18 protein-coding genes are annotated in these 24600 nt (G+C 67.9%); 8 read left to right on the top strand and 10 right to left on the bottom strand.

From position 1 onward, the window contains the following. Positions 1–34 precede the first annotated feature (34 nt). Positions 35–1513, bottom strand: coding sequence for an Asp-tRNA(Asn)/Glu-tRNA(Gln) amidotransferase subunit GatA (gene gatA, locus ACP7CK_RS04205; protein ID WP_426025210.1), 1479 nt, complete (start codon positions 1511–1513; stop codon positions 35–37). 2 nt (positions 1514–1515) lie between these two features. Further along, on the bottom strand, positions 1516–1803 hold the full coding sequence (gene gatC, locus ACP7CK_RS04200) for an Asp-tRNA(Asn)/Glu-tRNA(Gln) amidotransferase subunit GatC (protein ID WP_008261275.1): 288 nt from the start codon (positions 1801–1803) through the stop codon (positions 1516–1518). A 436-nt stretch (positions 1804–2239) separates the two neighbouring features. Between gatC and ACP7CK_RS04195 the strand changes: the two genes are divergently transcribed. The 5 genes from ACP7CK_RS04195 (at position 2240) to pyrC (ending at position 6573) form a co-directional block, all read left to right on the top strand. Next, entirely contained in the window at positions 2240–2818 is a 579-nt protein-coding gene (locus ACP7CK_RS04195) for a hypothetical protein (protein ID WP_426025209.1), read from the top strand. 38 nt (positions 2819–2856) lie between these two features. Continuing rightward, the gene (gene ruvX / locus ACP7CK_RS04190) at positions 2857–3336 is read left to right on the top strand and encodes a Holliday junction resolvase RuvX (protein WP_183195670.1); all 480 of its coding nucleotides are present in this window, start codon (positions 2857–2859) and stop codon (positions 3334–3336) included. Beyond that, the gene (locus ACP7CK_RS04185) at positions 3333–4256 is read left to right on the top strand and encodes an AEC family transporter (RefSeq protein WP_426025208.1); all 924 of its coding nucleotides are present in this window, start codon (positions 3333–3335) and stop codon (positions 4254–4256) included. The genes ruvX and ACP7CK_RS04185 overlap by 4 nt, the downstream gene beginning before the upstream one ends. A gap of 65 nt (positions 4257–4321) precedes the next feature. Next, the gene (locus ACP7CK_RS04180; protein WP_426025207.1) at positions 4322–5302 is read left to right on the top strand and encodes an aspartate carbamoyltransferase catalytic subunit; all 981 of its coding nucleotides are present in this window, start codon (positions 4322–4324) and stop codon (positions 5300–5302) included. Continuing rightward, the gene (pyrC, locus tag ACP7CK_RS04175; RefSeq protein WP_426025206.1) at positions 5302–6573 is read left to right on the top strand and encodes a dihydroorotase; all 1272 of its coding nucleotides are present in this window, start codon (positions 5302–5304) and stop codon (positions 6571–6573) included. The genes ACP7CK_RS04180 and pyrC overlap by 1 nt, the downstream gene beginning before the upstream one ends. A 166-nt stretch (positions 6574–6739) precedes the next feature. Here pyrC and ubiM read toward each other — a convergent pair whose 3' ends face one another. Together ubiM and ACP7CK_RS04165 are read right to left on the bottom strand one after the other, a co-directional pair. After that, positions 6740–7921, bottom strand: a complete 1182-nt coding sequence (ubiM, locus tag ACP7CK_RS04170) for a 5-demethoxyubiquinol-8 5-hydroxylase UbiM (RefSeq protein ID WP_426025205.1) — start codon at positions 7919–7921, stop codon at positions 6740–6742. A 69-nt stretch (positions 7922–7990) separates the two neighbouring features. Continuing rightward, entirely contained in the window at positions 7991–8923 is a 933-nt protein-coding gene (locus tag ACP7CK_RS04165) for a glycerophosphodiester phosphodiesterase family protein (protein WP_426025204.1), read from the bottom strand. A 127-nt stretch (positions 8924–9050) separates the two neighbouring features. Here ACP7CK_RS04165 and plsY point away from each other — a divergent pair, with 127 nt between their 5' ends. From plsY to topA, 3 genes are all read left to right on the top strand, one after another. Then, the gene (plsY, locus tag ACP7CK_RS04160) at positions 9051–9689 is read left to right on the top strand and encodes a glycerol-3-phosphate 1-O-acyltransferase PlsY (RefSeq protein WP_426025203.1); all 639 of its coding nucleotides are present in this window, start codon (positions 9051–9053) and stop codon (positions 9687–9689) included. Beyond that, positions 9686–10756, top strand: coding sequence for a DNA-processing protein DprA (dprA, locus tag ACP7CK_RS04155; RefSeq protein WP_426025202.1), 1071 nt, complete (start codon positions 9686–9688; stop codon positions 10754–10756). Before plsY ends, dprA begins: the two co-directional genes overlap by 4 nt. Before the next feature lie 138 nt (positions 10757–10894). Beyond that, entirely contained in the window at positions 10895–13516 is a 2622-nt protein-coding gene (gene topA, locus ACP7CK_RS04150; protein ID WP_426025201.1) for a type I DNA topoisomerase, read from the top strand. A 180-nt stretch (positions 13517–13696) separates the two neighbouring features. Here topA and ACP7CK_RS04145 read toward each other — a convergent pair whose 3' ends face one another. From ACP7CK_RS04145 to ACP7CK_RS04120, 6 genes are all read right to left on the bottom strand, one after another. After that, positions 13697–16900: a discoidin domain-containing protein gene (locus ACP7CK_RS04145; RefSeq protein ID WP_426025200.1), complete on the bottom strand. Its 3204-nt coding sequence runs from the start codon at positions 16898–16900 to the stop codon at positions 13697–13699. 152 nt (positions 16901–17052) lie between these two features. Next, the gene (locus ACP7CK_RS04140; RefSeq protein WP_426025199.1) at positions 17053–17868 is read right to left on the bottom strand and encodes a carbohydrate ABC transporter permease; all 816 of its coding nucleotides are present in this window, start codon (positions 17866–17868) and stop codon (positions 17053–17055) included. Next, positions 17865–18797: a carbohydrate ABC transporter permease gene (locus tag ACP7CK_RS04135; protein ID WP_426025198.1), complete on the bottom strand. Its 933-nt coding sequence runs from the start codon at positions 18795–18797 to the stop codon at positions 17865–17867. The genes ACP7CK_RS04140 and ACP7CK_RS04135 overlap by 4 nt, the downstream gene beginning before the upstream one ends. After that, a complete protein-coding gene (locus tag ACP7CK_RS04130; protein ID WP_426025197.1) occupies positions 18794–20062 on the bottom strand; it encodes a sugar ABC transporter substrate-binding protein in 1269 nt (422 codons plus the stop codon). The genes ACP7CK_RS04135 and ACP7CK_RS04130 overlap by 4 nt, the downstream gene beginning before the upstream one ends. After that, positions 20059–21528 (bottom strand): glucoamylase family protein, encoded by a 1470-nt coding sequence (locus ACP7CK_RS04125; RefSeq protein WP_426025196.1) that lies wholly within the window; start codon positions 21526–21528, stop codon positions 20059–20061. The genes ACP7CK_RS04130 and ACP7CK_RS04125 overlap by 4 nt, the downstream gene beginning before the upstream one ends. Positions 21529–21605: 77 nt before the next feature. After that, complete coding sequence (locus tag ACP7CK_RS04120) at positions 21606–24587, bottom strand: TonB-dependent receptor (RefSeq protein WP_426025195.1); 2982 nt, start codon at positions 24585–24587, stop codon at positions 21606–21608. Between the last annotated feature and the right edge of the window lie 13 nt (positions 24588–24600).

Below are 24600 nucleotides of genomic sequence, written 5' to 3'. Positions count from 1 at the left end.
GAGGGCCGGCGATCACGCCGGCCCTCCATTCAACTCACCACCACTTCCCGGGCTTGGCCGTGAAGCCCGCGGCCCGTTCCAGCGCTGCGCCGACCTGGAAGACCGTGGCTTCGTCCAGGGCCTTGCCGATAACCTGTAGGCCCAGGGGGAGGCCGCCGGAATCGACGCCGGCAGGGACCGAGAGGCCCGGCAGGCCGGCCAGGTTGGTCGTGACCGTGAAGACGTCGTTCAGATACATGGTCAGGGGGTCGATCTGCTTGTCGCCGATGGCGAAGGCGGCCGATGGCGTCGATGGGGTCAGGATGGCGTCGACCTGGCCCCAGACATTGTCGAAGTCCTCGGCGATGCGGCGACGGACCTTCAGGGCGCGGACATAGTAGGCGTCGTAGAAGCCGGCCGACAGCACATAGGCGCCGATGGTCAGGCGACGCTGGACCTCCTTGCCGAAGCCCTCGGCGCGCGAGGTGGCGTAGAGGTCGTCCAGCGAGCTGAACTGATCCGCCCGGTGCCCGAACCGCATGCCGTCGTAACGGGCCAGGTTCGACGAGGCCTCGGCCGGGGCGACGATATAATAGGTCGGCAGGGCATACTTCGTGTGCGGCAGGCTGATCTCGACGATCTCACAGCCCGCGTCCTTCAGCCAGGCCACGCCCTGGTCCCACAGGGCCTGGATCTCGGCGGGCATGCCGTCCACGACATATTCGCGCGGCACGCCGATGCGCAGCCCCTTGACCGACTTGCCGACCGAAGCGGTCCAGTCGGGGGTCGGGACGTCGAGGCTGGTGGAATCCTTGGCGTCGAACGAGCACATGGATTGCAGCAGCAGGGCCGCGTCCTCGACCGTCTTGGTGATCGGGCCGGCCTGGTCCAGCGAAGACGCGAAGGCCACCATGCCGAAGCGGCTGGCGCGGCCATAGGTGGGCTTGATCCCGACCGTGCCGGTGAAGGCGGCGGGCTGGCGGATCGAGCCGCCCGTGTCGGACGCGGTCGCGGCCAGGCACAGGTCGGCGGCGACGGCCGAGGCCGAACCGCCCGAAGATCCGCCCGGCGTCAGATCGGCGTTCGAGCCGGTCGATTTCCACGGGTTCTTGACCGGACCGAAGGCCGAGGTCTCGTTCGATGAGCCCATGGCGAACTCGTCCATGTTCAGCTTGCCCAGCATGACCGCCCCGTCGCGCCACAGATTGGCGGTGACGGTCGATTCATAGGGCGGGACGAAGCCGCGCAGCATGTTGGAGCCGGCCGTGGTCTGGACCCCCTCGGTGCAGAACAGGTCCTTGATGCCCAGCGGCGCGCCTTCCAGCGCCCCGCCCTCGCCCGAGGCGATGCGGGCGTCGGAGGCGCGGGCCATGTCCATGGCCTTGTCCGCCGTCACCTCGACATAGGCGTTCAGGGTCGGATTGGCGGCCTCGATGGAGGTCAGGAAGGCCTGGGTGATCTCGGCCGAGGAGAAATCCTTGGCCTTCAGGCCGTCGACGGCGCCCTTCAGGGTCAGTTTGGTCAGGTCGCTCATGACTATTCGACCACCTTGGGCACGACGAAGAAGCCGTCGGCCGACTTCGGGGCGTTGGACAGGACGGCGTCGATCTTGCCGCCGTCGGTGACCACGTCTTCGCGCAGGCGCAGGGGCTGGGCGACGTTCGAGGTCATGGGCTCGACGCCGTCGACATCGACCTCGTTCAGCTGTTCGATCCACTGCAGGATGCCGTTCAGCTCCTGGGCCAGCGGCTCCAGCCGATCCTCGGGGGTCTTGATGCGGGCGAGATGCGCAACCTTGCGCACCGTCGCAGCGTCGATGGCCATGCGGCCCTCCAATGCACGTCGATAATGGGGTCTAGGGGGTCGGATTAGCGGCACAGGCGGGGATTCACAAGAACGAGCCGGGTTCGCCTTCAACCATGGCGGCGCCGGGCGCCTTGGCGCAAAAACAGGGTGACAAGCTGCCAAACGCGCCAAACCTGCCAAATTCACTTCACAGCGCGCCTCCCGCGTTTACGGCCCGGGACTATAACCCGGCCTGGGAGACCGACGGGTTGGGGGCGCGAAATCAGCCTCAAACCCTTGCGCAGACGCAGTGTGGAGCGGGCGACGAAAAATTCAAAGACCGGAAATACCATTTCAGCGCGGTCGGTCGTGACGATCAGCGGGCGTTTCGCGCGTGACGACCGCCCGCCTTGCGAGCCACCTGCCGGCACAATAACAATCTTCGCCATAGCCTTCGTACGCCAAGGATGACGCCATGCTGCTGGCCGCAATCGCCGCTCTCCTTTTGCAGTCTGCCCCTACGTCCGATCCCTGCGCCTACGATAGGGGCGCGATGCTGGCCCTTTCGCCGGAAGCTTTCGATCAGGATCTCGAGGGCGGCTGGCGCTCCCTCTCCGATACGCCGGACTGTCGGGAGGCGGCGGCGGACCTGCTGGCGGCCTTCCGGACCGCGCATTGGGGGGAGCTGACCCCCGGCGAACTTCACATAAACTATTGGCACGAGGGACAGCTCAGGGCTTCGCTGGACCAGCGCCTGCGCGCCAAAAGACTCCTGCTGGCCGGGGTCAATCCAGCGATCACCAGCGACGGCTTCCAGGATTATGCGCTCGGCACAGTGGCTTTCCTGGACAACGATCGAGAGGCGCTCCAGGCCGCCCGCGATCGTTTAGCCGCAACGCCGCCGCCGGACGATTGGGCGGAGACCGTCGCATCCTTTCGCGAACAATATGGCGTCGAGGTGAAATGGCCCATGAATCTCAACGTTCTGGACAATATGCTGGCCTGTTTCGGTCGCAGCTACGACGAGGCCTATGAGGGCTGTAAGGCGCCTTAGGCTTTGACACATCGGAGCGCTGCGCCTACCGCGCAGCCGTGCCCGTTCTCGACCTCCTTGACCTGCCCGCCGCCTGCCCGCCCGACACGCCGTGGATGGGGCTGGATCTGGGCGAGAAGACCATTGGGGTGGCTGTGTCGGACGCCACGCGCCTGATCGCCTCGCCGCTGGAGCTGATCCGCAAGTCCAAGTTCACGCTGGAAGCCGAACAGCTGTTCAAGCTGATGGCGCATCGCAAGGTCTCGGCCCTGGTGATCGGCCTGCCCGCCAACATGGACGGGACCGAGGGGCCGCGCGCCCAGTCGTGCCGCGCCTTCGCCCGCAATCTGGAACGGCTGCGGCCGGTCAACATCGCCTTCTGGGACGAGCGGCTGTCCACCAGCGCGGTCGAGCGGTTCCTGATCGAGGACCTGGACCTGAACCGCAAGCGCCGGGCGCAGGTCGTGGACCGCACCGCCGCCGCCTGGATTCTGCAGGGGGCGCTGGATCGGGTGCGGGATCAGGCGACCTGGGTTTGACGGGGCTGATCGCCGGCGTCCTGCCGGTCTTTCTGATGATCGCCCTGGGTTATGGGCTGCGAAAATCCGGCTTCCTGCCCGACGAGGCGTGGCGGCCGATCGAGAAGCTGTCGATCAACATCTTCTATCCCAGCTTCCTCATCCCCGCGATCTGGCACGCGGACCTGTCGGGCGGCGGGGCGACGGTCGCGGGCGCGGCGGCGGTGGGGGCGACCCTGATCGTGGCGGCGGCGACCCTGGCGGCCAAGCCGCTGATCACCCTGGACGGCCCGGCCTACACCAGCGTCTTTCAGGGGGTGATCCGCTGGAACAGCTTCGTTTTCGTGCCGGTGATCCAGTCGGTCTATGGGTCGGAAGGCACGGCCATGGCCGCGGTCGCCATCGCCTTCATCATTCCGGTGACCAACATCGCCTGCGTCGCCGTGCTGGCGAAATGGGGTTCGCTGCGGCGCGAGCCTTCGGCGCTGGGCCTGGCCAAGTCGATGATCGCCAATCCGATCCTGCTGGCCTGTCTGATCGGCTTGGCGCTGAACCTGCTGCGTGTGCCGCTGATCCCCGGCCTGTCGGACGCGATGGACCTGCTGGGCGCCGCCGCCCTGCCGCTGGGCCTGATCGTCGCCGGGGCCGGTCTGTCGTTCGCCGAGGTCAAGCGCCGTCAGGGAACCATCGCCGCCGTGACCCTGGTCAAGCTGGGGGTCATGCCGCCGCTGATGTGGTTCATCGCCTGGGCGCTGGGCGGCGACAGTCTGGCCCAGGGGATCGCCCTGATCTGCGGGGCCGCGCCGGGATCGGCCGCCTCCTACATCCTGGCGCGCCAGATGGGCGGGGATGCGCCCCTGATCGCGGGGGTCATCGCCCTGACCACCGTCGGCAGCGCCGTGGTGATTCCGGTGCTTCTGGCCCTGTTCCACTTCGCCTGATTTGGGGCGCTGACTGGCGCTCCACACTGGCGTTTGCGCCGACTCCCGCCTATAGGCGCGTCTCGATGACCCAGCCCCACGACGTCACCGACCAGACCATTCGCGAACGGCTGGTTCCGTTCCCCAAGGCCCACTTCCTGGCCGCCTCGGACCTGAACCCCTTCGTCACGCCGCAGTTGCTGGATCTCGGCGACGCCTTCGTCGACTTCAATCGCCAGTCGTCCAAGGCCCTGGACCTGCTGCACGGGCGCACGGTGGTGAACCTGTTCTTCGAGAACTCCACCCGCACCAGTTCCTCGTTCGAGATCGCCGCCAAGCGGCTGGGCGCCGATGTGGTGACCATGCCGGTCGGCTCGTCCTCGGTGAAGAAGGGCGAGACCCTGATCGATACGGCGGTGACGCTGAATGCGATGAAGCCGGACATTCTGGTCATCCGCCACTCGGCCTCGGGCGCAGCGGAACTGCTGAGCCAGAAGGTCGGGTGCGCCGTCGTCAACGCCGGAGACGGCCGCCACGAACACCCGACCCAGGCTCTGCTGGACCTGCTGTCGATGCGGCGGGCTTTCGGCGATGTGACCAGCCTGACGGTCGCCATCTGCGGCGACATCACCCACAGCCGGGTGGCGCGGTCGAACGTGGCGATGTTGCAGATGATGGGGGCGCGGGTGCGCCTGATCGGCCCGCCGACCCTGGTGCCCGGCGACGCCGACCGCTGGGGCTGCGGGGTGTTCCACGACATGCGCGAGGGGCTGGCCGGCTGCGACGTGGTGATGATGCTGCGGCTGCAGCTGGAGCGGATGGCCGGCGCCCTGGTGCCCTCGACCCGCGAATATTTCCGCTTCTGGGGCCTGGACCGCGAGAAGCTGGCCTGGGCCAAGCCGGGCGCCAGGGTCATGCACCCAGGCCCCATGAACCGGGGCGTCGAGATCGATTCCGACGTGGCCGACGACCTGGACGTCTCCCTGATCCAGGATCAGGTCGAGATGGGCGTCGCCGCCCGCATGGCCGTGCTGGCCTCCCTGTCGGCCCGTTGGGGGGACAAGTGATGACCACCGTCGCCATCCTCAACGCCCGCCTGTTGGACCCGGCCACGGACTATGACGGCCCAGGCGGCGTGCTGATCGAGAATGGCCGCATCGTGCGCGTCGTTCACGGTGCGGCTCAGATCGACGCCGATCAGGTGATCGACGCCGACGGCCAGTGCCTCGCGCCCGGCCTGATCGACATCCGGGTCAAGACCGGCGAACCCGGCGCTGAACCGAAAGAGACGCTGAAGTCCGCCAGCCTTGCCGCCGCAGCCGGGGGCGTGACCACGATCGTGGTTCAGCCCGACACCGATCCCGCCGTCGACGACCCGGCCATGGTCGACTTCATCCAGCGGCGCGGCGCGGCCCTGAATCTGGTCAATGTCCGTGCGGCCGGCGCGGCGACCAAGGCCCTGGACGGCCAGCGGATGGCCGAGATCGGCCTGATGGACGAAGCCGGCGCCCTGTATTTCACCGACGGCGACAAGGTCATCGTCAACAGCCGCACCCTGCAGCGGGTGATGAGCTACGCCGCCGCCTTCAACGCCCTGATCGCCTGCCGCCCGTCCGACCCCTGGCTGACGGAAGGCGCCGTCGCCGCATCCGGCGAACTGGCCACGCGGCTGGGCCTGTCCGGCAGCCCGGCCATCGCCGAGCGCATCGGGCTGGAGCGCGACCTGGCCCTGGTCGAACAGACCGGCGCCCGGTTCCTGGTCGATCAGATCTCGACCGAAGGCGCGCTGGAGACCCTGGCGCGGGCCCGCGCCAAGGGGCTGGAGGTCGCCGTCAGCGTCTCGATCAACCACCTGTGCTTCAACGAGGTGGATATCGGCGACTATCGCACCTTCTACCGGCTGGACCCGCCGCTGCGGTCGGAGACCGATCGCCAGGCCCTGATCGAGGCGGTGCGCGAGGGGCTGATCGACGTCATCACCTCGGCCCACGCCCCTGCCCCCGCCGAGGACAAGCGCCGCCCCTTCGCCGAGGCCGCGCCCGGCGCCGTGGGTCTGGAGACCCTGCTGCCCGCCGCCCTGACCCTGCACCACGAGGACGGTCTGGACCTGCTGGACGTGCTGCGGCCCCTGACCCAGGGACCGGCGGCCCTGCTGGGCCTCGACGCCGGGGTGCTGGCCGAAGGCGCGCCCGCCGACCTGGTCCTGTTCGACCCCGGCGCGCCGATCATTGTCGATGCGGACAGGCTGCGGTCGAAGTCGAAGAACTCGCCGTTCGACGGGCGGCGGCTGCAGGGCAAGGTGATCGGGACCTGGGTGGCGGGGCGGAAGGTTTTCTGACCCACCCTTCCCTCTCCCGCTGGGAGAGGGCTTGAGCGCACGAGAGCGTAGCGATCGTCCTGGCGCGAAAGGGTGAGGGGTCAGGTGGTGCGAGTTGGCCCACCGCCGGTCCCTCATCCGGCCCTGCGGGCCACCTTCTCCCCACGGGAGAAGGAAAAAGGATCGATCACGCCGTCAGCATCCGCTTCACCACCCGTTTGAACGGCGCCGTCGCCTGCCCGGCGCGCAGCGCCGCGCCCCGCGCCAGACGGGCCGGGGGCGTCTCCTCGGTGAACAGGCGGACCAGGGCGTTGGTGCCCTGGTACAGGGGCCAGCTGGCGAGGCGGTGGTCGCGTTCATAACGGGCCAACAGGCGTTCCGAGCCGATGTCCCCGCCGCGCGCCGATCTCACCACCTTGGCCAGCGTATCCTGTCCGCGCAGACCCAGGTTGAAGCCGTGGGCCGTGACCGGGTGCATGCCCACGGCGGCGTCGCCGATCAGGGCGAAACCCTCGCCCGCGAACCGGCGGCTCCAGGTCGTGGCCAGAGGATAGGCGTGACGCGTGTCGATCAGTTCCAACCCGGTCAGCCGCCCCTTCAGCCGCCGCTCCATCTCGACTGAAAAGGCTTCGGGCGACAGGCGCATCAGGTCGGCGATGGCGGGGGCGGCCAGGGTCAGGACGACGGAGGAGACCCGCTCCTCGATGTCCGCGACCGGCAGCAGGGCCACGGTCTGGCGATGGTCGAACCATTCGGTGGCGACATGGCGGTGCGCCTGGTCGTGCCGCATCCGGCAGACCATCATCGACCGGCCCAGCCGGTTCATCTCGACCCCGACGCCCAGCTGGTCGCGCACGCCCGAAAAACGCGAATCCGCCGCCACGATCAGCTTCGCCCGGATCGCCGTCCCGTCGTCCAGTACGACCCGCCCGCGCGGGGCGGCGCCCTGGACGGCGCAACTGGCCACCCGCCGCCCGGCCATCAGGGTCACGCCCGGCTGGCCCTCCACGACCTCGAACAGGGCGCGGCGGATCAGGTGATTGGGGATCAGGACGCCCAGCCGGTCGGCGCCGCCGGCGTCGAAGGTCAGGGCGAAGGGCGAGCCGCCGTCCAGCACCCGCGCCTCGCGCAGGTCCGAAATCTCTTCCGCCGGCACCTGGTCCCAGGCGTCCAGGCTCTTCAACAGACGGATGGAGTTGTGGGTCAGGGCGATCTCGCGCCCGTCGAAGGCCGGGTCGCGCAAGGCCGCCTCGGCCTGTCCCTCGATCAGAGCAACCGTCAGCCCCGCTCCGGCCAGGGACCGGGTGAAGGCCAGGCCCGCCGGTCCGGCCCCGACCACGGCCACGTCGAACATCAGATCATCGCGCATGCTGAACTCCTGATCTTCCTCCTGCCCTAACTGCGCCGCCAGGCCCTTGATTCAGCGCAAATCGTCGCGTCAGCGCGGGCGGCGGCAGGTCGCGGCCTTGGCCACCTCGGCGCCCAGCACCGACTGGACCGCCAGGGGCGTGTCGGTGGCGATCACGGTGACGCCCTGGCGGACCAGGTCGCGATATTCGGAGACGTCGCCGTCGGCGGCGTAACGGTCGTCGCGGCGACGGCCCTCGGCGCCCAGGGTGCCGAACTGGACCTCGACCCCCGCCTGACGCAGGGCCGACCACAGGGCGGGGCGTTCCTCGCGCGTGCCGGTCCAGGCCAGGATCTGGGCCGGGTTCAGCCCGTCCAGATCCTCGACGCCGTCCAGACCGGCCGAGATCATCATCTCCGGCGCCAGGGCCGCGACGGCGCGGGCGTCGGCGTCACTATAGGTGATCAGTATGACCCGGTTCTGCGCGCCCGAGCGGCGCACCTGGTCGATCACGGCCCGCGCCAGATCGACCGTGGTTGCGCCGTCCGCCGGCTTCAGATCCAGACTGGCGATGGCGCCCACACGCCCCGCGGCGTCCAGCGCCTCGGCCAGGGTCGGGGGTGCGGCGGCGGTCAGGGCGCCGTTCGAGGCCTTGAGCCGCGCGGCCTTGACCTGGGCCAGGGTCAGATCGGCGACGCGGCCTTGTCCGTTCGTGGTCCGGTCCATCGTCTCGTCGTGCATCAGGACCAGACGGCCATCCCTGGTCAGGACAGCGTCCAGTTCGAGGATGGCCCCCGGAATGGCGCGGCCTGTGGCCAGGATGGCCGCGATGGAATTCTCGGGCTGGTCCATGGCCGAGACCGCCCGGTGCGCCGAGATGGCCACGCCGCCGTCCCTCACGCAGTCGAAATAGACGGCCATGGCCGGTCCGCCCATCGGCGGCGGGCTGGCCGGCGCGGCGCCGACGCAAGCCGAGGTGGACAGCAGCAGAATCAGGGCGGCGGCGGCGGGGATTCGGGTCATGGCGCACTCCGGCAAGGCGGGCGGACCTGACCCTGCGTCATTCATCGGGTCAAGAGGTCGGATCGCCCTTGCTCCGCAAGGCGCGCCGACGCATTTTGCCACAGCATTTCCCGGGGAGAGAATCAACGTGCAGGATCTGGCAGGCCCCGCGATCGGGACCTTGGCGCTGGTTGCGCTGGGCGGCTATCTGCTCGGCTCGATTCCGTTCGGCGTGGTGATCACCCGCGCCGCCGGCGCCGGCGACGTGCGCAACATCGGCTCCGGCAATATCGGCGCGACCAATGTGCTGCGGACCGGGCGCAAGGACCTGGCCCTGGCCACCCTGCTGCTGGACGCCGGCAAGGGCGCCGTCGCCCTGCTGATCGCCCGTGCCCTGTTCGACAGCGAGGTGGCGGGCGCCATCGCCGGCGGCGCGGCCTTCCTGGGCCACCTGTTTCCCGTCTGGCTGAAGTTCAAGGGCGGCAAGGGCGTGGCCACCTTCTATGGTCTGCTGCTGGCCGCCGCCTGGCCCCTGGGCCTGATGGCCGGAGCGGTCTGGCTGATCAGCGCCTTCGTCTTCCGCTATTCGTCGCTGGCGGCCCTGATCTCGTCGGCGACCGCGCCCCTGCTGGCCCTGCTGCCGCTCGCCGCCGTCGGCCTGCCGGTGGCTATGCCGATCCTGTGCCTGACCGTCTTCGCGGCCGTGCTGATCTGGGTCCGCCACCACGAGAACATCGCCCGGCTGCTGAAGGGCGAGGAACCGCGTATCGGGGCCAAGAAGGCGTGAGCCTGGCGGCGGACGAACGGTTCGCCCGGCTGCGGCTCGCCCGCACCGACCGCATCGGTCCCGTCGCCTTTTCCCAGTTGCTGGGCCGCTACGGCTCGGCCGTTCGCGTGCTGGAGGTCCTGCCCGATCTGGTCCGCAAGTCCGGCGCGGCCTCCATTCCCCCGCCCGTCGCCAAGATCGAGCGCGAACTGGCCGATGGTGAGCGGGTCGGCGCCCGCCTGCTGGTGCTGGGCGACGCCGACTATCCCGAGATGCTGGCGGCGCTGGATCCGCCCCCGCCGATCCTGTGGACCCGGGGTCGGGTCGAACTGATGAACGCGCCCTGCGTCGCCATCGTCGGCGCCCGCATCGCCTCGGCCGGCGGACAGCGGATCGCGCGTGGGCTGGCGCTGCAACTGGGTCAGGCCGGCCATGTCGTCGTCTCGGGCATGGCGCGCGGCATCGACGCCGCGGCCCACGAAGGCGCTCTGGCGACGGGGACCGTCGCGGTCCTGGGCGGCGGGGTGGACGACGTCTATCCGCCCGAGCACGTCGACCTCTACGCCCGGCTGATCGATCAGGGCTGCGTGGTGTCCGAAAGCCCCGTCGGCGCCCGCGCCCAGGCGAGAGACTTCCCCCGGCGCAACCGCATCATCTCCGGCCTGTCGCGCGGCGTCGTGGTGGTCGAGGCCGAGATCAGGTCCGGCTCGCTGATCACCGCCCGGCTGGCGGCGGAACAGGGGCGCGACGTCTTCGCCGTGCCCGGCTCGCCGCTGGACCCGCGCGCCAAGGGTCCGAACGAACTGCTGCGTCAGGGGGCGATCCTGTGCGAGGGGATCGAGGATATCGAGCGCGCCTTCAACACCCTGCGCACCCTGCGCGCGCCGCCGTCGGAACCCATGGACTATGGCGAGGTGGACGACGCCTTCCTGGACCGGGTCGCCGCCCTGCTGTCCCCGACCCCGACGCCGCGCGACGAGATCGCCCGCGCCCTGAACGCCCCCATGGGCCAGGTCGCCGCCGCCCTGCTGGAACTGAGCCTGGCGGGCCGTGCGGAGCTGCTGCCGGGCGGTCTCGCGTCCATATAGTGAAGTCTCTTCCGGATTCGTCTTCGATCCGTGATAGTCACCCGATATTCCGCAAGTTTACGGGCGTCCGGCGGCCGGTGCATTGACACATGGCTCCGCTCCAACCACGTTCGCGCCCCTTCCCGAGACCGAACACGCATGAACCTCGTTATCGTCGAGAGCCCCGCAAAGGCCAAGACCATCAATAAATACCTCGGCTCCGGCTATGAGGTTCTGGCGTCCTACGGCCACGTCCGCGACCTGCCGTCGAAGGATGGATCGGTCCTGCCCGACGACGACTTCTCCATGCACTGGGAGGCCGACGCCAAGGGCGCCAAGCGGCTGTCCGAAATCGCCGAGGCCGCCAAGCGCGCCGACCGCGTCATCCTGGCGACCGACCCCGACCGCGAAGGGGAAGCCATCAGCTGGCACGTGCTGGAGGTGCTGAACAAGAAGAAGGCGCTGAAGGACACGCACGTCGAGCGCGTCACCTTCAACGCCATCACCAAATCCGCCGTCCTCGAGGCCATGGCCAATCCGCGCCAGATCGACATGGAGCTGGTCGAGGCCTATCTGGCCCGCCGGGCGCTGGACTATCTGGTCGGCTTCACCCTGTCGCCGGTCCTGTGGCGCAAGCTGCCGGGCGCGCGCTCGGCCGGCCGGGTTCAATCCGTCGCCCTGCGCATCGTCGTCGATCGCGAGATGGAGATCGAGAAGTTCAAGGCGCAGGAATACTGGTCCATCGAGGCCGACCTGAACGCCGACAGCCCACCCTTCACCGCCCGCCTGGTCAAGCATGAGGGCAAGCGGGTCCAGCGACTGGACATCAAGGACGAGGCGACCGCCGCCGCCGCCCGTGCGGCCATCGACGCCGGCGACTTCACCATCAACTCGGTCGAGAAGAAGCCCGTCCGCCGCAACCCGGCCCCACCCTTCACCACCTCGACCCTGCAACAGGAAGCCTCGCGCAAGCTGGGCTTTTCGGCCCAGCGCACCATGCAGGCGGCGCAGAAACTGTATGAAGGCGTCGACGAGACCGGCGGCCTGATCACCTATATGCGGACCGACGGCGTCCAGACCACGCCCGAGGGCATAGCCCAGGCGCGAGAGGTCATCGCCAAGGAATTCGGCCCGGCCTTCGTTCCGCAGGAAGCGCGCTATTACAAGACCAAGGCTAAGAATGCTCAGGAAGCGCACGAAGCGATCCGGCCGACCAACATCGCCCGTCATCCCGATTCTCTGCGCCTCGAATCCGATCTTCAGCGTCTGTACGAGCTGATCTGGAAGCGGATGGTCGCCTCACAGATGGAGGCGGCCCGGATGGACCGCACCACGGTGGAGATCGAAACCTCGGACGGCCTGACCGGCCTGCGCGCCACCGGCCAGGTGGTGACCTTCGACGGCTTCCTGGCCGTCTATGAAGAAGGCCGCGACGAGAAGCAGAAGGGCGCCGAAGAGGACGAGGGCGACGACACCAGCCGCCTGCCCGCGCTGAAGGAAGGCGCCAAGGCCAAGGTCGACGCCATCCGCACCGATCAGCATTTCACCGAACCGCCCCCGCGCTATTCGGAAGCCACCTTGGTCAAGAAGCTGGAAGAGCTGGGCATCGGCCGCCCCTCGACCTACGCCTCGACCCTGTCGACCTTGCGCGACCGCGAATATGTGCGGGTGGACAAGAACCGCTTCTATCCCGAGGACAAGGGGCGGCTGGTCACGGCCTTCCTGGAGCAATTCTTCCGGAAATGGGTCGAATACGACTTCACCGCCGCCCTGGAGACGCGTCTGGACGAGGTGTCGGCCGGTCAACTGGACTGGAAGGTGCTGTTGCGTGAGTTCTGGTCGGACTTCCACGCCGCGACCCAGGCCGCCGGCGAACTGCGCACCACGGCCATTCTGGACGCGCTGAACGAGTCGCTGGGCGCCCACATCTTCCCGGCCAAGGAAGACGGGTCCGACCCGCGCGAATGCCCCCTGTGCCACCAGGGCCAGCTCAGCCTGAAGACCAGCCGGTTCGGCGCCTTCATCGGCTGCGAACGCTACCCGGACTGCAAATACACCCGCCCCGTCGCCAGCCCGTCGGCTGAAGACGGGTCGGCGGAAAGCGGCGACCGCGAACTTGGGATCGACCCGGAAACGGGCCAGCCGGTGCAGCTGAAGATCGGCCGTTTCGGCCCCTATGTCGAAATCACCCCGCCCGAGGGCGACAAGCCCAAACGCTCGTCCCTGCCCAAGGGCTGGTCGCCGGCGTCGCTGACGCTGGACCAGGCGCTGCGCCTGCTGGCCCTGCCGCGCGAGGTCGGGGTTCACCCCGAGGACGGCAAGATGATCACCGCGGGCCTTGGCCGTTACGGACCCTTCGTCCTGCACGCCGGCACCTATGCGAACGTCTCGGACATCGACGAGGTGTTCGAGGTCGGCCTGAACCGCGCCGTCGCCCTGTTGGCCGAGAAGCGCGCCGGACGGCCCGGTCGCGGCGCGGCCACCGCCCCGCTGAAGGACCTGGGCGCCCACCCGGAAACGGGCGAGCCGATCCACGTCATGGCCGGCCGCTTCGGCCCCTACGTCAAATCGGGCAAGATCAACGCCACCCTGCCCAAGGGCACGGCGCCCGAAGACCTGACCCTGGAAGACGCCCTGCCCCTGCTGGCCGCCAAGGCCGGGGCGGCGCCGAAGAAGAAGGCCCCGGCGGCCAAGAAGGCGGCCGCGCCGAAGAAGGCTGCGGCTGCGAAGAAACCGGCGGCCAAGAAGGCGCCGGCGAAGAAGGCCAAGGCTGAGAGCTGACCTCACCTCCCCGTTCGCGAAGGCGAACGGGGAGGACAGATCGCGTAGCGATCAGGCGGGGGCGACTCGGTCGGTGGGGATGACCGCGCCAGCTTCTGACACCGAGTCGCCCCCTCCTGGCGTCCGCTGACGCTCCCGCCTGTCCTCCCCGCGCGCCTTCGCGCGCAGGGAGGTGGATACTCAGCGCATCTCCACCCGCCGCGCGCCCACGGGGATCGCCAGCTCGTCGCCGGTCCACTGCGCGGCCCGCCCGTCGATGCGGACCCGCTCGGGCCGCCCCTCCCCCGCCGGCCATTGCAGCACATAGCCGCCCGGCGGGGTCGCCCCTTCTCCCAGGGTCAGGACATAGGCCGCCCCCTGTTTGCGATAGGCGTAGGTCAGGGGGCCATAGGCGGTGCGCAGGCCCTTCACCCCCACGCCCTCGGCCGTATCCAGCCAGGCCTCCGGCACGCCCGCCGCCAGCACCAGGGCGTGATCGCGGTCCCGTTCGTAGGCGAACAGGTCCAGGGCCGAGCGGATATAGTCGGAGCTGATCCAGGCGTGGGGCATGTCGCCGATGAAGCGGGGCTCGCGCTTGTCGCGCCCCACCACCTCGGCCCAGCCGTTCCAGGCCTCGGGCCGGCGGTCGGCCATCAGGAAGTCCAGCACCGCCAGGGCGCGGTCCTTCTGGCCCAGCCGAACATAGGCGCCGACCAGCCGCCATTCGTAGGGGGTGTAGTCCTTCCACCCGGTGCGATTGGTCAGGCGGCTCTGGAAGTTTTCCCAATAGCGGTCGAAGGTTCGCGCCGTCAGTTCGGGCGGGAGATTATCCTGCTCGCCCGACGGCGACAGGGCGATGGTGGTCGAGGTGGCGTCGAAATCGCCGCGGTCGGCGGCCCCGGCGATCCAGTCGATGTCGTGGTGTTCGGCCGTCGCGGCGATGGAGGCGCGGATGTCGGCGGCGAACTGATCGCGGGCGGCGGCGTAGCGGGCGGCGGCGTCTGCGTCGCCCAGGGTCTCGGCGATGAAGACCGCGTCCTTGTAGCCCAGCAGGCCCCAGAAATCGTCCCAGTAGGAATAGGCCGCCTTGTCCGAATAGCCCTCGTGGCTGATCGTCGGCGGCAAGAGGCCGTACAGATGGCGCTGATCCGGCGTCTGGAAGGCGGCGGTGCGGGTGGAGGCGCGCAACTCGTCCATATAGGCGATGGCCTTCTGCACCTGGGGCCAGACCTGGCGCAGCAGGGCCTCGTCGCCGGTGTAGCGATAGGTCTCGGCGGCCAGGAAGACGAACTCGCCGTGGCTGTCGTTCTCGGGCACCGGATCGGCGCCGCGCGCATCGACGCAGCAGGGGACCTTGCCGTTTTCAAAGACGTAGGGGGCGTACCAGCGCAGATAGTCGGCGGAGTGCTCGGCCATGCCCAGCCGGTTCAGCCCCTCGGCCATCATGGCCCCGTCGCGGATCCAGGAGCGGTTGTAGCTGCGGGTGCCGGGCTGGAGGATCGGCCCCTGACGCGACATCAGCATATGGGCCAGGGACGACTTCAACGCGTCCTCGATCCGCTGGGCGGCGGGCGGCAGGGTCAGGTCCACCCGGTCCAGCTTCTCGCGCCATTCCGCCGCCAGCGCCCGCTCGGCCTGATCCAGCGCGGCGACGCCCTGCCCCGCCTGCGGCGTCTCGCCCGCCAGCGGCGACAAGAAGCCGAAGGTGCGTGTCTCGCCGGGCTGGAGCATCACCTCATACAGCAGGGCGCCGGCCGGCAGGTCCGTGGGGTCGGAGACCATGACCGGTTCGCCGGCGGGCCGTCGCGCCGACGGTAGAATCAATGATTGAGGATCTGCCCCTGCATCGAAGCTCGAGGCCGCGACGGCGTCCGGCGCAGTCAGGGCGTGGACCCGGACGTCGTCGTTCAGCGTCAGGCTCGCGCCGTCCCAGGCGATCCGCTCCACCGGCGCCACGCCGCCCGGAATGGCCAGGAACTGCACGGGTCCATTGACCTGGAACGGCCGCGCCGTCAGGGCCAGGGTCAGGTTGCGCGGCCGGTTGGAGGTGTTGGTCAGGTCATAGCGGCCCCACAGACGCGCCTGGTCCGGCGCGCCGTCGGCGAAGCTGGTGATCTTCAGCGTCCAGTCGTCGGCGGTCCAGGTCACCGAGGGAATGGGCAGGTCGCCGTCCTTCAGCCCCTGTTCGACATTGACGTCGGCCCAGGTGATCAGCCGCCCGTTATCGACGACGAAGGGTTCGATGCTGGGGCCAGCGCGGCGCAGTTCGATGGCGCCGTCCTCGCCGATCAGACCGCTCTCGCCGCCGCCGTCGACGCCGACCAGGGTCCAGTAGGGCTGTTCGCCGAAGAAGCCGCGCGGATAGAGACCGCGACGGTTCTCCTTGGCCACCGCCTCGACGAAGGCCGTGGCGTCCTCGCCGAAGGCCAGGGGTTCGACCTCGATCTCAGTCAGCGCATAGGTCGTCGCCTGCCCTGCCCCCAGCCGCTGTCCGGCGCCGGACGAGCCGACCACGTCAGAGGCGGGGACCGGCTTCAGCGGCTCCAGCCGCAGCCAGCGCGCCGTCGCCTCGGGCGTACGCAGCCAGTCGACGCCGCCGTTCCCGCCCGTAACCATCGCCAGCTCGCGCCAGTCCCGTCCGTCCGTCGAGGCGGAAATCCGATAGTCCGCCGCCGCCCCCCGCTCGCCCCAGCGCAGGGTCAGGCCGCCGAACTCGCGCTCGTAACCGAGGTCCAGGGTCAAGACCGACGGTTCGCCTACCGGCGGGGTCCAGGCCGTCTTCGGGTCCAGATCGACGGCGTTGGCGGCGGTCGTCTCCGCCCGTTCGTCGGCGGCGACCGGCTGGGGCGGCACGGCGGGATCGACCGGCAGGGCGCGAAGGCTTAGTTGGTCGATCTCGACGGCGCCCTTGCCGCCATCGGCCGCGACGACGACAAACTCGACCCGCTCGGCGCGGCGCAGCACCGTCTCCGGGCTGGGGCCCCAGGCCTTGGACACCTGGCGGCGCTTGATGACGACCTTCGTCCAGCCGTCGGGGAAGTCGTAGCGCGCGGTCTGTTTCCACCAGACGTTCTCGGCCGAGGCGTCGGTCAGCTTGACCTCAAAGGTGTTGACCGGCCCGGCGCCGCGCACCCAGAGGCTGATCTCGTAATTGTCGGGCAGGTCGAACGGCAGGGGCCTGCTGAGCACCGCATAGCCGGCCTTGCCGTCGAAGTCGTAGTCGAGCCGGACGGCGCGGCCGTCATGCCCGGCGACGGCGGAGACGGCGGCGTGGACGTCGGTGGAGGCGCTGGCCTGCCAACGCGACGCGTCGTCCATGCTGTCGAGAACGCGCGTGTCCTGGGCGACGGCGGGGGCGGCCATGAGGGCGGCGCTAAGTGCGAGGATGGAGGTCAGGATACGCATTCGGATTACTCCAGTTTTCCCTCTCCCCGTCATCCTCGGGCTTGTCCCGAGGATCCATACGCCCGGTGTCGAAGGCGTGCGTCCCGTCCTCGACGGAGTCTATGGATCCTAGGCACAAGGCCTAGGATGACGGCGGTGGAGGGCTACAAGGATCACCCCTTCACGCTGCCCGCGAGCATGCCGCGGATGTAGTAGCGTTGCAGGGCGAGGAAGAGGATCAGGACGGGCGCGACTGTGACGACAGCGCCGGCCATCATCAGTTCGACATCCTGCACATGTTCGCGCGACAGGGCCGCCAGGGCGACCGGCAGGGTGTAGTTCGCCTGGTCCGTCAGGATGATCAGCGGCCACAGGAAGTCGTTCCAGCTGCCCAGGAAGACGAACAGGCCCAGGGTGACGATGATCGGCTGCAGCGTCGGCAGGACGATGCGGCGGAAGATCTGGCCTTCGCTCGCGCCGTCGATGCGGGCCGCCTCCAGCATTTCGTCGGGAATGCTCAGCGCATACTGGCGCACCAGGAACAGGCCGAAGATCGAGGCCAGCCAGGGCACCAGGGCGCCGGCGTAGGTGTTCACCAGCCCCATCCCCTTCAGCATCAGGAACAGCGGCAGGGTGCCGATCTGGGCCGGCACCACCAGGGCGGCGACCAGCAGCTGGAACAGCCGCTCGCGCCCGGCGAATTTCAGCTTGGCGAAGGCGTAGCCGGCCGGGACGGTGAAGCTGAGCGCCAGGATCGTCGCCAGGGTGGCCAAGGCGAAACTGTTCCACAGATAGCGGCCCATGCCCTGGTTCAGGAACAGGTCCTGATAATGCTCCAGGGTCCAGCGCGACGGGACCAGCGGCGGTGGGAAGGTCGCCGCCTCGCCGGTCGGCATGAAGCTGACCGACGCCATCCAGACCAGCGGGAACAGGACGATGAGCGCGATGAGCGCGACGGCGAGGTTGAGCAAGATCGAGCGGATTTTCACTGATACGCCCCCACCCGCTTGGCCACGGCCAGCTGCACCAGGGTGATGGCCAGGATGCACAGGAACAGGACGAAGGCGACCGCGCTGGCGGAGCCCAGGTTCCACCATTTGAAGCCTTCCTCGTACATGAAATACAGCACCGTCACCGTGCTCTGGGCCGGGCCGCCTTGCGTCATCACATAGGGTTCGGCGAAGAGCTGGAAGAAGCTGGCGACCGAGATGATCGAGACCAGCAGCATCGTCGGCGCGATGGCCGGCAGGGTGACATGGCGGAACTGTTTCCACGGCCCGGCGCCGTCGATGCGGGCGGCCTCGTACAGGTCGTCCGGCACGGTCTGAAGCACCGCCAGGAAGATCAGCATATTATAGCCGAAGATCTTCCAGACCACGAACATCAGGATGGCGGGGATGGAGGTCGAGGGCTGACCCAGCCAGTCGACGGCCGGCAGGCCGATGCTCTCAAGCCCCCAGTTGATCACGCCGTAGCGGGTGTGCAGCAGATAGCGCCAGACCACCGCAGTGGCGACCAGGGTGGTGACATAGGGGGCGAAGAACATGACCCGCCAGATCGGCCGCCACTTCACCACCCGTGCGTTCAGGATCACCGCCGCCGCCAGCGAGGCCGCGATGGACAGGGGCACGCCCAGGACCGCGAAGGTCAGGGTGTTCTTCATCGCCCCCCAGAACAGCGGATTGGTCATCAGCCGCTCGTAGTTCTGCAGACCGACGAAGCGCAGATTGTCGAGGTTCGCCAGGGCGTAGATGTCGAAGTCGGTCAGGCTGAGCAGCAGGGCCGCGATCACCGGGAGGGCGAAGAACAGGCCGATGGCGATCATCGCCGGGGCGACGAAAGCCCAGGCGGCGCGTTCGCGGGCTGCGAGGCCACGTGAACGTCGGACGGCAGATATTGCGGGATCGGCGACGGTCATACGGCCCTGCCCTGTTCCATCATCCAGCGGCGCTTCTCCAGCAGTCGGTCCGCCCGACGGTCGATCTCCGCCGCCGCAGTCTCGGGCGTATATTCGCCGCGCACCATCCGTTCGGCGACGATCTGCATCTCTGTCACGATCCGTTCCCATTCCGGAACCTTGGGCACGGCCTTGGCGCGTTCCAGCTGGCCCCGGAAGGGCGCCAGCATGGGGTCGCGCTCCACCTGGGCGATGTCCCAGGCGCTCTTTCGCGCCGGCAGGTCGCCGACGATGGTGTTGAACCGGGCCTGGACCGCCGGTTCGGACAGATAGCGCACCAGGGCCCAGGCCGCCTCCTGATGCGGCGACGACTGGAACACCGCCAGGCTGGATCCACCCGGCGCCGAGGCGCCCAGACCGCTCGGTCCCGGCACGCCGGCCGTGGCCCAGTTCGGCTGGAACGACGCCGGCAGGCGCGATCGGAAGTCGCCGACGCTCCACGGGCCGGAGAAATAGAAGCTGAAATAGCCGCGCGCGAACTCGGTCCAGACGTTCGAGATCTGCGCCGCCGAAGCCAGGGGCGCCAGGCCCTCGGCGAACAGGCTGCGATAGAAGGCCAGGGCCGCGACGAAGCCGGGGTTGGAGAAGTTGCCTCGCGTATTGCGGTCGCGCAGCAGCGGCTCTTCGGTCTGCAATCCGAAAGTGAGAAGTTGCTCGAACTCGTTCAGCGGCAGCAGGATGGCGTAGTTGTCGCCGCCCGCCACGCGCTTGATCCCGTGCATGGCCCGCTTCCACTCGGCCCAGTCCTGCGGCGGCGCGTCGAAACCGGCGCGGGCCAGAAGGTCGGTGCGATAAAACAACAGACGCGTATCGACGTACCAGGGCGTGGTCATGGCCCGGCCGGCCACCTCGTTGGTCTCCAGCACCGCCTCGAACTGATCGGTCAGCAGGTCGGCGGCGGCCGGCGGAGTCGGCGACAGGGCGCCGATGGCGGTCAGTTCCGACACCCAGGTGTTGCCGATCTGGCTGACGTCCGGCAGCGAGGCGCCGGCGTAGGCGGTCAGCAGTTTCTCGTGGGCCGCGGTCCACGGCAGGGGCTGGACCTCGACCCGGACGCCGGAGTTGCGCCGCTCGAACTCGGGCATCAGTTCCCCGACCGTCCCGCCCTCATTGCCCATGGCCCAGAAGCGCAGCACCGTCTCGCCGTCACGGCGCGGCGTGCAGGCCGCCGCCGCCCCGCCCGCCAGCAGCGCCAGGGCGCCCCGCCTGTGCGGGCCAGAGGTCATGCGTTCAGCCAGCCGCCGGTGAAGCCCGCTGTCTCCAGGGCCTTACGGATGTGCGGCTCGCCGCGCATGTAGCGCCAGATGAAGTCGGAGCGATGGTTCTCGGTCATGCCGACGATGGGGCCCTGGTCGATGCCCAGATAGTCGTCGGCGACCCAGCCCACGCCGTCAATGATCTTGCCGTGCTGCAAGGGCCCGTCGCGCTGGGTCAGGGTCGGGTTGAAGCTGTCGAGGAAGCCCCACTCAGTATAGATCCCCGCGCCGAACCGGCTCTTCATCGCCTTGATGCAGGGCACGACGATCTCGGGCGCGAAGGCGATGGAGCTGGCCGCCGCCGTGGGCGCGATGGTGCCGTCGTCGCGCTCGCCGGGGCCCCGCGCCGAATAGCTGAAGAACTCGCGCTCGACCCCGTTGATCGTCTGTTTGAAATCGCCCGGCCCGTCGCAGGCCGTCAGACCCCAGGTCTCGGACGAATAGCCGGCCCACTGGCCCGGATTGTCGTGGCCGTATTTCTGCTGGGCGTAGACGGCGCGGCGGCTGTTTTCGAAATAGTCCAGATACTCGCCCATCTGGGCCGTCTGGCCCCGCATCCAGGCGTCCTGGATGCCGCGGAAGTCGACGTACATATGGCTGTACTGGTGGCCGAAGATCGGCGCGAAATTCAGGTGCCAGCTGCCCCAGCGGTCGGTCCAGCTCTGGTCATAGCTGGCGGCCCACTCATGCCAGACGTTGACCGAGACCGGATGGGTCGGGCTGCCGATGGCCAGGAGCAGCAGCAGCATCCCCTCGTTATAGACATGCCAGTCGGACGGGATGAAGCCGCTCTCCGGATGCCAGCCCATGGTGATCCGGTTGTCGCGCACGACGGCCCAGTCCCATTCGATCCGCTCGTACAGGGCCTGGACCCGACTGCGGATCTCGACCTCGTCCGGGTGGTCGCCGTCGAAATAGCGGGCGGCGAACAACATGCCGGCGATCAGCAGGGCCGTATCGACGGTCGACAGCTCGTTGGTCCGGTAGCGAAGCCCGGTCTCCATCTCCAGGAAATGATAGAAGAAGCCCTTGTGCCCCGCCGTGCCGGTCGGCTCCGGCCCCTGGGGCAGGCTGTGGAAATAGCGGACGGTGATCAGGGTGCGTTCGCGCGCCTCGTCCCGGCTCATCCAGCGCCGCTCGACGCCGATGGGCCAGCAGGTCAGGGCGAAACCGACCGCGGCGATGGAGCAGAAGGACGGCGTGGGCCAGCGATCGGGAGTCAGACCGGTGCGCCGATCCGTGACCTTCTCGAACCAGCGGAAGGTGCGTTCCTGAAGCTCGCTGATCTCGCGGTCCAGCCGCAAGGGGCGCCGCTGCGTGCCGTTGACCGCGCCCGTGACCGCCTGCTGCGCCACAGCCTGGTCTGCGACCATGCCGCCGACCGCCAGAGCCGCAGCCCCGGCCGTGGTTCGCATCAGGAAGTTTCGGCGGTTCATGGGCACGCTCACTGGGTCTGTATCAAGAAGAAGGCCGCCTCCCGCGCAAGCGGAAGGCGGCCCAGGCTCAGAGGGAGTTAGAAGGCGTAGCGGGCGCCGATCTGGAACGACCGCGTCGGATACTGCACGCTGCTGGGGTTGCCGAAGTTGGGCGTGCCAGCATCGCCGTTGAAGCCGCTGTAGTTCTTGAAGTTGAACACGTTGATCGCATCAACATAGACCTGCAGCTCGCCGGCCCCTGCCATATCAATCTTCTTCGTCAGACGAAGATCCAGATTGCGATAGGCGAAGGCGTTCGGGATGAAGAAGTTCTCCTTCTCCGGATAAGCACCGTAGGGTCGGTAGTAGAAGTTCGAACCCGTGCCGTCATAGACTTCGAACGGCGTGCCCGAACCCAGGGTCAGGATGCCCGAGAGCTGGAAGTCCAGCGGCAGGTCCAGAATGCCGTTGGCCACGATCCGATGACGCTCGTTGTTCGCCGAATTGCGCATCGGAGAAGCCTCTACCGAGAAGCAGTCGAAGCAGAAGTTATCGTTGCCGCCGTTCTGCTGTGCGTCAGACAGGGTATAGGCAATGTTCACACCCCAGCCTGAATCACGCGTGTAGGGCTTGTCCAGCTTGACGTAGAGGGCCGTGAACTCGCGTTCCTTGTTGTGGTCCGAGACCAGATAGCTGCGATACGGATTGCTGCCGCCCGGTCCGCACCAACCGCCGTTGTCGCCGAAGCCGTCGCCGTCGTTGCCGTAGTTGGGTTCGCGGCAGCGGTTCAGATACTGCCAGGTGAACTCGTTTTCGGTCTTGCCATAGGCCAGGGTGAACTCGGTCTGCCAGTCGCCGACCCGCTGGCGGACGCCCAGATTGAACTGGTCGGTGCGCGGCGGCTCGTAATCGTTCTTCAGCAGGAAGGCTTCGCCCTTGGCGGGAATGGTCGCCAGAAGCGCATCCAGACCGGACGTCGTCATGTAGGACGCGTTCCACAGGAAGGGATTGGCAGAACTGCCGTCCTGAACCGCCCCGGGCGTCGTCGTGAAGAAGGCGTTCTTGGAGTTGTCGAACGGCTTGGCGATCTCGTCGAAGGCGAAGTTGAAATTCACCCGATCATAATAGCGCCCGGCGCCGCCGAAGATCACGGTGCCGCGATCGCCGAAGACGTCGTAGGAGAAACCGATCCGCGGCTGGAAGGCCTTGGCGTAAGGATCGCGATTGTCGCCGGTCGAGATGTAGTCGCCAATGTTGAACCAGCTGGGTGCATAGCCGGCCGGCTTGCCGCCGTCGGTGGAAGCGATCCACTGGTTCAGGCCGTCCACGGCGGACTGAGGCGTGACATAGTCCGGGTTGCTGGCGTTGTCCTCATAGTCCCAGCGGATGCCGAGGTTCAGCTCCAGCTTGTCGGTGATCCGCCAGTCGTCCTGGATATAGACGCCATAGACCTTGTTCGTCAGGTCGACGGTCGGGAAAGCATTACCCAGTTGAACCCGATAGGGCACCGAGGCGTCGCCGCTGCCGATCCCGTCCACATCATAAAAGAACTCGGGATTGCGGCCGAACTCCTTCTCGACGTGATAGTCTTGGCTCGAGAACTTCACGCCCATCTTGATGGTGTGGAAGCCCTTGAACTCGACCTCGTTGAGGGTCAGGTCGTTACGGAAGGTCACCGACTCGTCCGTGATGTCCTGGCGGGTGTTGGCGCCGCCGATGTTCAGGATGGTATCCCCGCCGAAGGGATCATAGCCGCGATCGAATACCCGATAGCTGGCCCCCGGCGTGTCGAAATTGGCCGCTGTCGGGTTGTAGTGGTAATTCCTGTAATCGACGGCGACCTCGTTCAGGAAGCCCTGCCCCTGCCACTGATAACGCAGGTTGGCGCTCTTGGTCGTCTGCTGCAGACCGGTCGCACGATCAAAAGAGTTGGCCCCGCCGACACTGGCGACTTCGCCTTCGTCACGATAGGTGACGCTCAGATCGATCAGATGACCTTCCGCAGGCTGGAAGCTGAGCTTGCCGAAATACAGATCTTCTTCGAACGGCGTCGCAAAGGTGCCGAGGTAGTTAGCGAACTGTGCCTGATACTTTGGATCCTGACGACCCAGGTTCACCACGGCCGCCTCGTTTTCTTCCTTGTGCTCATAGCTGCCGAAGAAGTGCAGGCGATCCTGAATGATCGGGCCGCCCAAGGCTGCGCCATATTGTTTGACGTTCAGGTCGGCCTTTTCTTCGCCTCGACGTTCGGCAAACACATCCTGGGTGACCATGCTTTGATCACGGTAGGTGCCGAAGATTTCCCCATGGAATTCATTGGTGCCCGAGCGGGTCACCGCTGTGATGATCGCCGAGGAGGCCTGCTCGTATTCAGCCTTGAAATTCTGGCTGACGACGCGGAATTCTTGGACCGCCGCCAACGGGAAGGGGTTCCCGCGACTGTCATCCTGACCGACGATGCCGCCGGCGATGATGTTGGACTTCAGGCTGGCCCCGTCGATGAAGGCGTTGACCGCTTCCGCCCGCTGACCGCCAGCCGTGATCTGGCTTTCCTTCTGGTTTGTCCCGACCCGAACGCCCGGGGCCAGGGCAGTGAAGTTCAGGAAGTTGCGGTTCAACTGGGGCAGCGTCTGAAGTTGCTGCGTCGTGACGTTGGTGGCGCTCTCCGGCGTGCGGACTTCCACCAGACGGCGGCCCACAACGACGATCTCGCCCACATTGGTCGCACCCGACGCGTCCGCGACGACCAGATCCAGGTTGCCGACCTGACCGACGCCGATGGAGACGGTGTCGGTGGCGGTATCACCGTCCGCAGTGGTCACCGTCACCTCATAGGTGCCGGGACGAAGGCCGGAAAGAGTATAGCCGCCCTGGGCGTTGGCCGTGGTGCGGTTGGTGAAGCCCGAGTTGACGTCACGCGCGACGACGGTGACGCCAGGCTCGGCCTGAGCGCCGTCGGTGACGCTGCCTCGAATGGTCGAGGTCGCGACCTGCGCCGTCGCCGCGCCGGCGAAGCCTGCGGTGATGGCGAAGGCGGATACGGCGGCCAGGGCCGCGCTACGCGTATTGAACTTGATCATCCTGATGTCCCCT

This window comes from Brevundimonas sp. TSRC1-1, from assembly GCF_049898245.1.
GTDB classification, from domain to species: Bacteria; Pseudomonadota; Alphaproteobacteria; order Caulobacterales; family Caulobacteraceae; genus Brevundimonas; species Brevundimonas mediterranea_A.
This window is presented reverse-complemented; position numbering and strand designations above follow the sequence as displayed.

What these genes read in the sequence shown, in the direction of transcription:
- ubiM (WP_426025205.1), bottom strand. Translation starts at nt 7,921, where the DNA reads ATGCGCGATGATCTGATGTTCGACGTGGCCGTGGTCGGGGCCGGACCG.
- ACP7CK_RS04125 (WP_426025196.1), bottom strand. Translation starts at nt 21,528, where the DNA reads ATGAACCGCCGAAACTTCCTGATGCGAACCACGGCCGGGGCTGCGGCT.
- topA (WP_426025201.1), top strand. Translation starts at nt 10,895, where the DNA reads ATGAACCTCGTTATCGTCGAGAGCCCCGCAAAGGCCAAGACCATCAAT.
- pyrC (WP_426025206.1), top strand. Translation starts at nt 5,302, where the DNA reads ATGACCACCGTCGCCATCCTCAACGCCCGCCTGTTGGACCCGGCCACG.
- ACP7CK_RS04120 (WP_426025195.1), bottom strand. Translation starts at nt 24,587, where the DNA reads ATGATCAAGTTCAATACGCGTAGCGCGGCCCTGGCCGCCGTATCCGCC.
- ACP7CK_RS04135 (WP_426025198.1), bottom strand. Translation starts at nt 18,797, where the DNA reads ATGACCGTCGCCGATCCCGCAATATCTGCCGTCCGACGTTCACGTGGC.
- ACP7CK_RS04165 (WP_426025204.1), bottom strand. Translation starts at nt 8,923, where the DNA reads ATGACCCGAATCCCCGCCGCCGCCGCCCTGATTCTGCTGCTGTCCACC.
- ACP7CK_RS04180 (WP_426025207.1), top strand. Translation starts at nt 4,322, where the DNA reads ATGACCCAGCCCCACGACGTCACCGACCAGACCATTCGCGAACGGCTG.
- ACP7CK_RS04130 (WP_426025197.1), bottom strand. Translation starts at nt 20,062, where the DNA reads ATGACCTCTGGCCCGCACAGGCGGGGCGCCCTGGCGCTGCTGGCGGGC.
- gatA (WP_426025210.1), bottom strand. Translation starts at nt 1,513, where the DNA reads ATGAGCGACCTGACCAAACTGACCCTGAAGGGCGCCGTCGACGGCCTG.
- gatC (WP_008261275.1), bottom strand. Translation starts at nt 1,803, where the DNA reads ATGGCCATCGACGCTGCGACGGTGCGCAAGGTTGCGCATCTCGCCCGC.
- ACP7CK_RS04145 (WP_426025200.1), bottom strand. Translation starts at nt 16,900, where the DNA reads ATGCGTATCCTGACCTCCATCCTCGCACTTAGCGCCGCCCTCATGGCC.
- ACP7CK_RS04195 (WP_426025209.1), top strand. Translation starts at nt 2,240, where the DNA reads ATGCTGCTGGCCGCAATCGCCGCTCTCCTTTTGCAGTCTGCCCCTACG.